The 12,719-nt window shown below is 62.0% G+C and carries 9 protein-coding genes; all 9 read right to left on the bottom strand.

Annotated features, from left to right (window positions below; genetic code table 11):
- Positions 1 to 185 (bottom strand): formate dehydrogenase subunit delta (locus tag PF446_RS03580; RefSeq protein WP_298069809.1); only part of this gene is annotated, 185 nt, incomplete at its 3' end.
- Complete coding sequence (gene fdhD, locus PF446_RS03575; protein ID WP_298069811.1) at positions 182 to 1,027, bottom strand: formate dehydrogenase accessory sulfurtransferase FdhD; 846 nt, start codon at positions 1,025 to 1,027, stop codon at positions 182 to 184. The genes PF446_RS03580 and fdhD, both read right to left, overlap by 4 nt.
- Positions 1,017 to 3,950 carry a formate dehydrogenase subunit alpha gene (gene fdhF / locus PF446_RS03570; RefSeq protein WP_298069806.1) on the bottom strand — a complete coding sequence of 978 codons (2,934 nt, stop codon included), beginning with the start codon at positions 3,948 to 3,950 and terminating at the stop codon, positions 1,017 to 1,019. Before fdhF ends, fdhD begins: the two co-directional genes overlap by 11 nt.
- 14 nt (positions 3,951 to 3,964) lie before the next feature.
- The gene (locus tag PF446_RS03565) at positions 3,965 to 5,524 is read right to left on the bottom strand and encodes an NADH-quinone oxidoreductase subunit NuoF (protein WP_298069804.1); all 1,560 of its coding nucleotides are present in this window, start codon (positions 5,522 to 5,524) and stop codon (positions 3,965 to 3,967) included.
- Positions 5,521 to 6,042, bottom strand: coding sequence for a formate dehydrogenase subunit gamma (locus PF446_RS03560; protein ID WP_298069802.1), 522 nt, complete (start codon positions 6,040 to 6,042; stop codon positions 5,521 to 5,523). Before PF446_RS03560 ends, PF446_RS03565 begins: the two co-directional genes overlap by 4 nt.
- A 10-nt stretch (positions 6,043 to 6,052) precedes the next feature.
- The gene (locus PF446_RS03555) at positions 6,053 to 7,705 is read right to left on the bottom strand and encodes an OFA family MFS transporter (protein WP_298069800.1); all 1,653 of its coding nucleotides are present in this window, start codon (positions 7,703 to 7,705) and stop codon (positions 6,053 to 6,055) included.
- A gap of 360 nt (positions 7,706 to 8,065) precedes the next feature.
- A complete protein-coding gene (gene ltrA, locus PF446_RS03550; protein WP_298069798.1) occupies positions 8,066 to 9,472 on the bottom strand; it encodes a group II intron reverse transcriptase/maturase in 1,407 nt (468 codons plus the stop codon).
- A gap of 481 nt (positions 9,473 to 9,953) precedes the next feature.
- Positions 9,954 to 10,427, bottom strand: coding sequence for a type IV pilin protein (locus PF446_RS03545; protein ID WP_298069796.1), 474 nt, complete (start codon positions 10,425 to 10,427; stop codon positions 9,954 to 9,956).
- Between the two features lie 164 nt (positions 10,428 to 10,591).
- The coding region (locus PF446_RS03540) for a PilC/PilY family type IV pilus protein (protein ID WP_298069794.1) at positions 10,592 to 12,719 on the bottom strand (2,128 nt) is incomplete at its 5' end.

The raw sequence follows: 12,719 nt of genomic DNA, 5'->3' as shown, positions 1-12,719 counted from the left end.
CGCGAGAGCGGTTCCAGGCCTTCGCCACCGGCTTCCAGGTGCTTGATGATCTGCTTGCGCATGGTCGGCTCCCAGAACTTGTGCAGGTGGTCGGCGATGCCGGTCACGCCGGCCTCGTGATCGGGCTCGGATGCGAAGTAGTGACTGATGTCGTTGACCATGGTGGTCAGGTGTTGAATGTTCATGCGCGAACTCCGTCAGCGTGCAGCAGACGCTGCGGGTGGGTGTAGACCACGTGGCTGTTCTGTCGTGCGAAGCCGACCAGGGTCATCCCGGTACTCCTGGCAAGATGGATCGCCAGTGCCGTGGGCGCGGAAATCGCAACCATGAGACTGATTTCGGCCATCGCGGCCTTGGTGACCATTTCGTAACTGGCGCGGCTGGTGACCAGCAGGAAGCCCGTGCGGGGGTCCAGGGCCGCGCGCAGCATGGCGCCGATCAGTTTGTCCAGGGCGTTGTGGCGACCGACGTCCTCGCGCACCATGCGCATGGCGCCTGTGGTGTCGACCCATGCAGCGGCATGCACCGATCCGGTTGCGCTGTTGATCGGTTGTGCATCACGCAGGGCTGCCAATGCGGTTTCCATTGCCTGCGCCTGGATCTTCGGCCCTTCGGGCACTGGATCGGGATGACGAACCGCGTCCTCGAGCGTGCGGGCGCCACACAACCCGCAACCACTGCGCCCGGGAAGCAGACGCTGCTGCTCATCGCCCATCCGGCCCTCCAGCAAGCGGTCGTTGACCCGCAGGTCAAGCTGATATCCCTCAAGACGTGCATGCACGCGGATATCCAGCAGGTCATCGACCCCGCCGATCAGGCCCTCGGTGACCGAGAACCCGAGGGCGAAATCCTCCAGGTGCGCGGGGGTAAGCATCATCACCGAGAACGGCGTGCCGTTGTAGACCATGGCCACCGGGACTTCTTCCGCGATGGCGTCATCGACACGATCGCGAACGCCACCACGATAACGCTCCACGCTCCGGCGAACATGGCCCGCGTTGATACCCTTGGCGTCGTCAGTTTGTATCGGCTGCATCCAGGGACTGCTCAAGCAGGGACTGCTGCACCTCGGAGAATTTCTCGTACCGCTTCTGCCAGTCCGAAGGCTGGGTCACGCGGGTGACCTGCACTGCGGTGACCTTGTACTCGGGACAGTTGGTTGCCCAGTCGGAGTTTTCCGTGGTGATCACATTGGCGCCGGAGCCGGGGAAATGGAAGGTGGTGTAGACCACGCCCGGCTGCATCCGCTCGGAGATCTTCGCGCGCAGCACGGTTTCGCCGGAACGACTGTTCACCCCCACCCAGTCGCCCTCGGATATACCACGCTCCTCGGCATCGTGCGGATGCAGTTCCAGCAGGTCTTCGTCATGCCACATGATGTTGGCGGTGCGCCGGGTCTGGGCCCCCACGTTGTACTGGCTGAGGATACGCCCCGTGGTCAGGATCAAGGGATGCCTGGCATTGACCTTTTCCGAAGTCGGCACGTATTCGGTGAGCATGAAGTGTCCCTTGCCACGCACGAACTCGCCCACGTGCATCACCGGTGTCCCGTTCGGGTGCTCGTCATTGCAGGGCCACTGCACCGAGCCGAGCTGATCGATCTTGTCGAAGCTCATGCGGGTGAAGGTCGGCGTCAGGCGCGCGATCTCGTCGAGGATCTCCGATGCATGCGTGTAGTGCATCGGATAGCCCATGGCATTGGAAATCAGCTGGGTGATCTCCCAGTCCGCATAGCCGTTGCGAGGTTCCATCACCTTGCGTACGCGCGACACGCGCCGCTCGGCATTGGTGAAGGTGCCGTCCTTTTCAAGGAACGAACTGCCGGGCAGGAATACGTGTGCGTACTTGGCCGTCTCGTTCAGGAACAGGTCCTGCACCACGATGCACTCCATCGCCTCCAGCGCGGCGGTGACGTGTTTGGTGTTGGGATCGGACTGGGCGATATCCTCGCCCTCCACGTACAGACCCTTGAAGCTGCCGTCCAGCGCGGCCTCGAACATGTTTGGAATGCGCAGGCCCGGCTCATCGTGCAGGGGCACGCCCCACTCGCTTTCAAAACTGGTGCGCACGGCCTTGTCGCTGACGTGGCGATAGCCGGGAAACTCATGCGGGAACGAGCCCATGTCGCACGAACCCTGCACGTTGTTCTGGCCGCGCATCGGGTTCACGCCCACGCCTTCGCGACCGATGTTTCCGGTCGCCATGGCCAGGTTGGCGATGCCCATGACCGCCGTTGAACCCTGCGCGTGCTCGGTCACGCCCAGGCCGTAGTAGATCGCGCCGTTGCCGCCCGTGGCATACAGGCGGGCCGCGCCGCGCGCAACGTCCGCCGGCACCCCGGTCACGTCCTGCATGGCCTCGGGGCTGTACTTGTCCTGGGCCACGAAGGCGCGCCACTTGTCGAACGCGTCCTTCTCGCAGCGCGCGGCCACGAAGGCCTCGTCGACCAGCCCTTCGGTGACGATCACGTGCGCCAGGGTGTTGAGCACGGCCACGTTGGTGCCGGGCATGAGCTTGAGGTGATAGTCGGCCTTGATGTGCGGCGTCTTGACCAGGTCGATGCTGCGCGGATCGATCACGATGAGCTTGGCGCCGGCGCGCAGGCGCTGTTTCATCTGCGAACCGAATACCGGGTGCGCGTCGGTGGGATTGGACCCCATCACCAGCACCACGTCGGTCTGCTCGATCGAATCGAAGTCCTGGGTGCCGGCGGATTCGCCCAGCGTGGACTTGAGCCCATAGCCGGTGGGCGAATGACACACGCGTGCGCAGGTGTCGACGTTGTTGTTTCCGAAGCCGGCACGGACCAGTTTCTGTACCAGGTAGGTTTCCTCGTTGGTGCATCGCGAGGAGGTGATGCCTCCGATGGAAAACCGCCCATGTTTGTCCTGCAGGCGCTTGAATTCACTGGCAACGTAGTCGATGGCCTCGTCCCAACTGACGACCCGCCATGGATCGCTGATCTTCTTGCGGATCATCGGCGTGTTGATGCGGTCCGGATGCGTGGCGTAGCCGAGCGCGAAGCGCCCCTTGACGCACGAATGGCCGTGGTTGGCCTTGCCGTCCATGTTCGGGACCATGCGTACCAGGTCGTCGCCCTTCATCTCGGCACGGAAGCTGCAACCCACGCCGCAGTAGGCGCAGGTGGTGGTGATGCTGTGCTCGGCCTGGCCCTTGTCGATCACCGACTTCTCGGTCAGCGTCGCGGTCGGACACGCCTGCACGCAGGCACCGCAGGACACGCACTCGGAATCCAGGAAACGATCATCGGCGCTGGCCGAGACCTTGGACTCGAAACCACGCCCCTGGATGGTCAGGGCGAAAGTCCCCTGCACTTCGTCACAGGCGCGCACGCAGCGCGAACAGACGATGCACTTGGACGGATCGAAGGTGAAGTACGGGTTGGATTCGTCCTTCGGCGAGAAGTGGGGATTTGGTACTTCTCGGGCAGTGCGGCCATGGATGGCCGCTTCTTGATCTTCGCGAGCAGGGACGCTCGCATAAACATGATTCTCACCGTCGTAACCGTAGCGCACCTCGCGCAGGCCGACGACACCGGCCATGTCCTGCAGTTCGCAGTGCCCGTTGGCCGGGCAGGTCAGGCAGTCCAGTGGATGATCGGAGATGTACAGTTCCATCACGCCGCGACGGATCTGGGCCAGCTTCGGCGTTTCGGTGGTGACCTTCATGCCCTCGCTGACCTTCGTGGTGCAGGACGCCGGATAGCCCTTGCGCCCCTCGATCTCGACCAGGCACAGCCGGCAGGAGCCGAAGGCATCGACCATCTCGGAGGCGCACAGCTTGGGAATGTTGATCCCGGCTTGCGATGCCGCCCGCATGACCGATGTGCCCTCGGGCACCGTGACCCTGCGGCCATCAATTTCCATGACGACCAGGTTTTCGGCCCTGGACCGGGGGGTGCCGCGATCGATCTCGACGATGGACAACATGTACGTCTACCTCCTCAGGCGCCCGTCTTTTCGACGGCGCGAGAAAAATCTTCGGGAAAATGGTCCAGTGCGCTGATCACCGGGAACGGCGCCATGCCGCCCAGGGCGCAAAGTGAACCGTGCAACATGGTCTGGCAAAGATCCCGCAGGAGCACCTCGTTGCGTTCGCGTTCGGCCGCATTGCCGGCCACCATGCGCTGGATGACCTCGACACCGCGGACCGACCCGATCCGGCATGGCGTGCATTTGCCGCACGATTCGATTGCACAGAATTCCATCGCATAGCGTGCCTGTTCGGCCATGTCGACGGTGTCGTCAAAGACCACCACACCGCCATGGCCCAGCATACCGCCGATTTCGATGAAGGCTTCATAATCGATCGGCGTATCCAGCCTGGAGGCAGGCACGTAGGCGCCCAGCGGCCCCCCCACCTGCACCGCGCGCACCGGACGGCCGCTGGCGGTGCCACCGCCGTAGTCTTCGATCAGTTCGCGCAGGGTAAGGCCAAAGGCACGCTCGACCAGACCGGGCCGTTTCAGGTTTCCGGCAAGCTGGATCGGCAAGGTACCGCGCGAACGCCCCATGCCGAAGTCCTTGTAGTGCTTGGCGCCCTTGTCCAGGATGATCGGCACGCAGGCCAGCGTGACCACGTTGTTGATCACCGTCGGCTTGCCAAACAGGCCCTCGATGGCCGGCAGCGGCGGCTTGAAGCGCACCTGCCCGCGTTTGCCTTCGAGGCTTTCCAGCAGCGAGGTTTCCTCGCCGCAGATATACGCACCCGCCGCCATGCGAACTTCCAGGTGGAAGGCCTTGCCGCTAGCGCGCACATCGTCGCCCAGATACCCTTCGGCTTCGGCCATGGCAATGGCGGCGTGCAGCGCATCGCGCGCATGCGGATACTCGGCGCGCAGGTAGATGTAGCCGACGGTCGCGCCAACGGCCAGGCCGGCGATGGTCATGCCCTCTATCAGCACGAACGGGTCGCCCTCCATGATCATGCGGTCGGCGTAGGTGCCCGAATCGCCTTCATCCGCATTGCAGACGATGTATTTGAGGTCGGCCTCGGCGTCGTGGCAGGTCTTCCATTTGATTCCTGTCGGAAACGCGGCGCCGCCGCGGCCGCGAAGACCCGATTCGGTCACGACCTTGACGATATCGGCCGGTTTCATCTTCAACGCGGCCTCGAGTCCACGATAGCCGTCATGGGCCAGATAGTCGTCCAGGCTGCGCGGATCGATGATTCCGATGCGGGCAAAGGTCAGGCGCTGCTGGTTTTTAAGCCAGGCGATCTGTTCGGTCAGACCGAGCGACAGCGCATGGGTGCCCCCCTCAAGCAAACCCGCCTCGAACAGACCGGGCACGTCGTCGGCCTGTACCGGACCGTAGGCCACCCTGCCCTCGGCGGTCTGGACCTCGACCATCGGCTCGAGCCAATACAGGCCGCGCGAGCCGTTGCGCACCACGGACACCTCCGCCTTGCGGGTCCGGGCTTCCCGGGCAATCGCTTCGGCCACGGCTTCAGCGCCCAGTGAAAGCGCGCTGGCGTCGCGGGGTACATAGACCGTCACACTCATTTCGACTCCGTACTTGTGGCGGTGGTCTGGGACTCCAGCCACGCATCGAATCGTTCGGCCGTCACCCGGCCATGCAGCTCCTCGTCGACCATCAATGCCGGCGAACACGCGCAATTGCCCAGGCAGTACACGGGCTCGAGCGTATAGGCGCCATCGGCCGTGGTCTGGTGGTAGTCCACGCCCAGCCTTGCCTTGACATGTTTTTCAAGAGCCACGGCACCCAGGGCCTGGCAGGATTCGGCGCGACACAGGTAGATCACGCGATTGCCGGATGGCTGGGTGCGGAAAAAGTGGTAAAAACTGATCACGCCATGCACGTCTGCACGCGAGAGGTTCATTTCCCGCGCGATCAGCGGCACGGCATCCTCGGGCACGTAACCCAATGCATCCTGGATTGCGTGCAGTACCGGCAGGAGAGCACCCGGCTGATCCTTCAGCCGGGTGGTGACCTCTACAACCGTCGCATGGACGTGCTGATCGATCTTCGGAAGTACTGCGACGCTTGCAACTCGCTTCATGGTGCGACCTCTAGAACAGTGCAGCTGCCTTGCTGATGGCGATCCATACGCCGATCAGGAACGGAATTCCGACCAGAGCCCAGGCGATCACTCCGCCGAAGCCGAAGCTTCCACGCGCCGCGTCCTGTGCCCCGGCAGCCACGTGTGGTGCTTCATGCTGCAGTGAGCGCTCATGTTCGAGCTCGGCTTCGGACATGGTGTCCTCCTCCTTGACCGGCTTGACCAGGAAGTTGCAGATCATGCCGACCACCAGGAGCCCGGCCAGGATGTAGAGCGTGCGGTCGTACACCAGGTTCTTTGCCACGCCGGCATTGAGCTGTGTCTGGCGCAGGCCGGCGATCAGTACCGGACCGATGATACCTGCTACCGACCAGGCCGTGAGCAGCCGGCCGTGAATGGCGCCGACCATCTGCGTACCGAAGATATCGGCCAGATAGGCCGGGGCAGTGGCAAAACCGCCGCCATACATCGACAGGATGATGCAGATGGAGATCACGAACATGCCTGCCAGACCCATATGGCCCAGGGTCGGCATGCCGCAATACAGGATGATGCCCAGGATGAAGAACGTGTAATACGTGTTCTTGCGTCCGATGAAGTCCGACGCCCAGGCCCAGATCAGGCGCCCCAGGCTGTTGAACAAGCTGATCAGGCCGACCAATCCGGCTGCCGAGGCAACGATCGCCGCCTTCTGCGCAGTGGTGAGCGTGGTGGTGATATCCACGCCAAGCAGCTTGGATCCGAACACGTCCTGCAGCATCGGGCTGGCCATCGAGATCACGCCGATGCCGGCGGTCACGTTCAGGGCAAGTACCGCCCAGATCAACCAGAACTGTGGCGTCTTCCAGGCCTTGTTCAAATGCACATGGTGCTGGGTGATCATCGGGTGGCTGGCTTCAGCCGGCGGGGCCCAGCCTTCCGGTTTCCAGCCGTTGGGCGGCACGCGGAAGCCGAAGGCACCCGCGGACATGGCGATGATGTAGATCACGCCCAGCACCATCAAAGCCCCGGCCACGCCAGGCACGCCGTTGTGCGAGAAGTACTGCATGAACTTGACCGCGATCGGCGCACCGATCATCGCGCCACCGCCATACCCCATGATGGCAAATCCAGTCGCCATGCCTCGCCGATCGGGGAACCACTTGATCAGGGATGAAACCGGCGCGATGTAGCCCAGCCCCTGTCCGATGCCTCCCAGCACGCCGCATCCCAGATACACCAGCCAAAGCTGGTGGATGGATACGCCGATGCCGCCGATCACCAGGCCGCCGCCCCAGCTCAGGGCAGCAATGAAACCGGCGCGCCGGGGACCGGCATGCTCCAGCCAGTGGCCCCAGATGGCCGCGGCCACGCCGAGAATGGCGATGAAGGTTTCGAAGATGTGATTGACCGCAGGTACAGTCCAGTTACAGGTGGTGGTGAACAATTCCTGGAAAAAGCTCAGGTTCTGGCAGGTCGCCATGTCCGGATTCGTGACCAGATGGGTCATCGGCAGCCAGAACACGGAAAAACCGTAAGCCATGCCGATACTCAGGTGGATCGCCAACGCGGCAGGTGGGACCAGCCAGCGATTGAACTTCGGACCTGCAATGGTGCGTTCCCTTGCCAGCAACCCCGACGCCGATCCCCCCGGCGCGGTCTTTACATCAGGCGCTGTGGCCATGATTTTCCCCTCTCGTGGTTGTGGATAGTACTCATGCGCTTGTTGCAACGCCTTGGCGGCGCTTCCTACCCTTCGACTTTATCCGAAGCCGGCGCCGCAACCTGTTCGACTTAGGTCGAACAGGTTGCGGCAACAAACCGGATTCGGGCAGGAAATACGGATGGGGACCACGTGTACGAAAGTATATGAAACATGGGCATACAGCTTCGGACAGCCTGTTCTCACGGACATCACGGCGCGCACCGAGCGGCAGTCGCGCCGCGAAGGAAAACGCAAGCAGGCACTCGGTATCGGGTAGGGGGCCGGGTTGCCCCGGCCGCCCTCCCACACCACCGTACGTGCGGTTCCGCATACGGCGGTTCATAAGCGACACTGCAAGCGTCGCGCGGTATCGAGCAACGATACCAATCCCAAACGATCAAACCAGGCTTTCGGGAAGGCCGCATTCATGTGACTGGCCCCGCTGTTCCACCACGGACCACGCCCGTTGGTGGCCGAGCGCCAAGCCCGCTCCTGCGCCAGTCCCGCCTTCATCAAGTGTCGGGCACGGGCATTCGTGCGTTTCCACTGCCGCCATAAAATGCACCGCAGTTTGCGCCGCAGCCAGCCATCGAGGGTGTCCAGTGCCGCCTTGGTCTGGGTCAGCTTGTAATACGCCGCCCAGCCTCGCAGCACCGGGTTGAGGTCCCGGATGGTGCGGTACAGACTCCGACCGCGTGCGCCTTTGAGGATCGCACGCAGCCGGGCCTTGAACCGCTGTCGGCTCGACGCGGGGATTCGCAATCGCACCTGCTTGTGCCACGTTGTGCTGTAACCCAGAAACATCCGCCGCCACGGTCGATCGACCGCACTCTTGGCCGCATTGACCTTGAGCTTGAGTCGCTCCGTGAGGAACCGGGTCAGGCTCGCCAGTACCCGCTCACCCGCCGCGTGGCTTTTGACGTAGATGTTGCAGTCATCGGCGTAACGGCAGAAGGCGTGGCCTCGGCGTTCCAGTTCCCGATCCAGTTCCGTCAGCAGGATGTTGGACAGCAACGGACTCAAGGGCCCGCCTTGCGGCGTGCCTTGGGTCCGCGGGGACACCGTCCCGTCTGCCATCATTCCCGCCTCCAGATACCGGCGGATGAGTTTCAGCACGCGGCCATCGCCGATCTTGTCGGCCAGCTTGCCCATCAGCAGGTCGTGATTGACGCGGTCGAAGAATTTCTCCAAGTCCATGTCTACCACCACCCGGCGGCCTTCGTCGATATAACGTTGCGCCGACTTGACTGCCTGATGTGCGTTCTTGCCCGGCCTGAAGCCGTAGCTCGATGCGGAGAATTCCGCCTCGAAGATCGGTTGCAGCACCTGATGCAACGCTTGCTGGATCATGCGATCCGTCAGCGTCGGAATGCCCAGTGTCCGTACCCCGCCTTGCGGCTTGGGTATGTCCACGCGGCGCACCGGCGAGGGGATATACGTCCCTGCCAGCACGTTGGCCTTGATCGTGGGCCAGTGTCGTTTGAGGTGCTCGGCGAACGCCTCGATGCCGATTCCATCGACACCCCCCGCGCCCTTGTTGCCGATCACCCGCTGATACGCACTCCTCAGGTTGTCGCGTTCCATCGCCGCGTCCATCAGGGTGCTCTCACACATCACCTGCGCTTTCGTCCGCAGATGGTTCGCCGATGCAGCCTCGGCACGCACCACGCCACCGGCCGGATACTGTCCGGCCTCTTGCGTATGCGCCCCGCTCGTTTTGCGGGCTTCTGTCTTGGTCGACTTCATCGAGATACCACTGCCTACTCACGTTCTCTCATGTTCAGCCCTTCAGTCCATGACGGCACCTACTATGGCCTCGGCTGACTTCTGCATCGGCATCCCGACACCTCTCGATGCCAGTAGCACAAGGCACCCATGCAGATCTCCCCGGGTATGACACACCCACCTTCGCGCTTATGCCTGTCGGATATACGTCACCGCGTTCCGTGCAAGTTTCGGGCTTTGACGATATTGGCCGTCTCACCCCACGATGCCGCCTCTTATCCGCTTCCTGTTCGTCAGGCCAGCGCTTTGCCTTCGGCTTCCTCCAGATTCGCAGTCGCCCGCGACACCCTTGCCGTTCGGCTAACTCTTCCCCTTGCCGGGCGAGTAGAGGACTTTCACCTCCAAGTGGGTGCGCCCTGCCGGGCGCACCATGAAAAAGCCACCGCGATGGGTCATCGCGGTGGCTTCGGGTTGAACAGGGACGCCGGGATTCAGCCGAATCCTACCAACACTGGTTCAGGGTGCCCGTGCCGCCGATGGTGCGTGTACCCGCCTGGTCGATCTTCAAGGCGCCACATTGAGTATCGCGCGTGACCTGTGCATTGATCGGGGTCGCCACGATCGTGTAGGTCGATCGCGTCGGTTCGCCGGCGGCCCATCCGTAGGTGTAGTTGTCGCCGGTCTGATTCGGGGTGGCACAATCCATGGTGGTGAACGGCGGCGTGTTCGCATTCGTGCCCGTCAAGTCCTTGTCGTAGCGCAGGTTGGTCGTGTAATAGCGCTCCATGTAATTGGAAAACTCCGACAGACACGCTTCCGCAGCCACGCGATGGGTCTTGGTGACGTACTTGATGTACGACGGATAGGCAATCGCGGCAAGAATCGCAATCACCGCCACAACGATCATCAACTCAAGCAATGAGAATCCTCGAGATATCGGGCGTGATCGCGTTTTGAAAGTCGATGTAGTTTTCATGATTTCACTCTCTGCCCAATTCGATAAGGTGCACTGGATACTCAAGCCGGCCGGGCGGCAGACGGGCCAACCCGGGTAGATATGGGTTGGCCCCTTGTGCCTGTGGGGTCCTTGGCATCCAGGCGCCCGTGGACGCCATGCAAGGCGTGTACCAGTGGATCGGATCAGTTGCGGAGCTCCCTCCATGACACCCGTGTCGCGTCCACGCTATTCGGCGGATTGACCTTGCTCAGCGCCGCATTGCCCTGAACAGTCTGCGTCACGAGGTAGGTCTGTCCATTGTATTTGACGGTGGTGGGCGTACCGACTGCATCCAGGCGTACCCCGCTCACGGCGGAACCATCGGACCCATTCGAGAATGACCCGTCCAGCCCGGGGAAAAAGCCCCGCTGCACCGCACCACCCGTGGCCGGATCGAACGACATGGTCCAACCGCTTTGCAGACCCGGATTGCACTGCAGCGCCGAAATTTCCGGCGGGATCGCGCTGTTCACGACCACAGCACCTCCGATAAGCGTCGGGTTGTAGATAATCTGCTCCATGGGAGCCGGCAGATCGAAATACCAGCCGAACTGGTTGTTCCCGGTAGAGCATGTCGATGTGCCCTGCCAACAAACCTTGCTGGTCGTACTGAGGGTACGATACCCCACCACTTGGGAGTTGCCGGTACCGGTCGAAGTGGACACAACCGACTGCTGCAGCAATCGGCTCCTGTCCAGGGACTGCTTTCCGGTCAGGGCGGCATACTGCGCATTCGGACCGGATTTGCTGTTCCAGGTGCCCATGTCCCAATCCCAGACACCATAGAAGGTCTGGGTTCCGCTGGCGTATACGTCGCCGCTGGTACTGGTCAATGGCGTTTTCTGCCCGGTGCCGAACATCACCATCACCCGGTTCACGTTGTCCGTGGTGACTCCAGCAACCGTGACCGCCGTGGTGATGGGCTGACGCGTGCCCATGGCATCCCTGGCCACGTACAGGGGCGTCGGCTGGGAATTTCCGAACGTTGAAACACTCCATTGACTGCTGTTCTTGCTGGTCAAGTCGAATCGCCAGACATTGCCCTGGGTGTCTCCCGCGTACAGATAATCAGCGATGTGGTCTCCATCGACATCCGCGGTCGAAACATAGGCGATCCCGTCAGGATTCGAGGCCGAACCGACACCGGTATCCAGGAACATGAAGCTGACCGCCCCCGAATTCGGGTCCACCAGTCCGATGTAGACTCCGGCACTCTTCGTGCCGTTCAGGCCATTGCCGAAAATGATGGCCCACTGACCATTGTGAAGCCGCGCAATGACCGGGGTACCCACCGTGTCGGCAAGGTGTGACAGACCCGAATTCGCATTGGTCCAGTCGCCGATGACCAGAGATGAGGCATTGCTTTCGGAAAACTGCGACGGATCCGTGATGTCCAGCGCGTAGATTTCAGAGCCATCCGTTCCGACGCCGCCAACCAGCCACGTATGCCATTTTTTGGCGTAGAAAAGATCCGCCGAAGCCGGGGTGGCATCCACGTAGTAATGATGTCCATAGTTGGGATCAGTCAGCTGATCGATGGAGCTGCTGAGCACACCGGTTGGCATGAAGCCAAGCAGCTCCTTGCCATCATTGGTGGTTGAGTTATAGCTCCCATCCGCATTATAGGAACCGGCCTCGAAACCATGCATGAAGCCATCATTACTGCCCACGTAAACCACATTCTCACGTCCCGTATTGTTCGCCACGAACGTGCTGTACGCCTCGGCCCCGGTAGCATTTTCGGGAATCGATGCCGAGTTCCCCACATACTTGTCAGTGAATGCATCCGGATAGACATTGGCAAATGGAGCACCAACCCAGGTCGGACTCGAGTCGATGATGTCGCCAAGGACCGCCACGCGATTCCTGAGCTTGCCCGAGGCGTTGATCAATTGCTCGTTGGAACGATCGCCGCGCAGCCAGTTCAGTCGCTGCTGGCCCAGGTTGTCGGTGCTGTTCAGAGCCGCCTTCTGGGTTGACGAAATCGAACTCCACTCAAAAGGGGTGCCCAGACCCGCACCTTCCCCGGAGGTCAGCAACGCACGCGAAGCAGGACCCTGGACGGGGACGCTGGTCGTTGGATTACCCGAGGCATTCGTACCCATCGCGGCGCAAGGTCCGCCGGTAAGGACACATTTGGCATCCCAGTTGGCGACAGACGAGACGCTGAGCACGCCGCCGGTGGTCACCAGCGGAGCGGAAATCATCGAACCCCACCAATTGTCCGAGCTGTAGGAGGCCAGGTAGACCTGGGTTCCGATCTTGACCTCG

It is taken from the genome of Oleiagrimonas sp., assembly GCF_027858935.1.
In the GTDB taxonomy this organism is placed as follows: domain Bacteria; phylum Pseudomonadota; class Gammaproteobacteria; order Xanthomonadales; family Rhodanobacteraceae; genus Oleiagrimonas.
The sequence above is the reverse complement of the archived record's forward strand: the minus strand, read 5'-3'. Positions and strand labels throughout refer to the sequence as shown.

Excerpts from the sequence above, each read along its gene's own strand:
- PF446_RS03555 (WP_298069800.1), bottom strand. The coding sequence starts at position 7,705 with ATGGCCACAGCGCCTGATGTAAAGACCGCGCCGGGGGGATCGGCGTCG.
- ltrA (WP_298069798.1), bottom strand. The coding sequence starts at position 9,472 with ATGAAGTCGACCAAGACAGAAGCCCGCAAAACGAGCGGGGCGCATACG.
- PF446_RS03545 (WP_298069796.1), bottom strand. The coding sequence starts at position 10,427 with ATGAAAACTACATCGACTTTCAAAACGCGATCACGCCCGATATCTCGA.
- PF446_RS03565 (WP_298069804.1), bottom strand. The coding sequence starts at position 5,524 with ATGAGTGTGACGGTCTATGTACCCCGCGACGCCAGCGCGCTTTCACTG.
- fdhF (WP_298069806.1), bottom strand. The coding sequence starts at position 3,950 with ATGTTGTCCATCGTCGAGATCGATCGCGGCACCCCCCGGTCCAGGGCC.
- PF446_RS03560 (WP_298069802.1), bottom strand. The coding sequence starts at position 6,042 with ATGAAGCGAGTTGCAAGCGTCGCAGTACTTCCGAAGATCGATCAGCAC.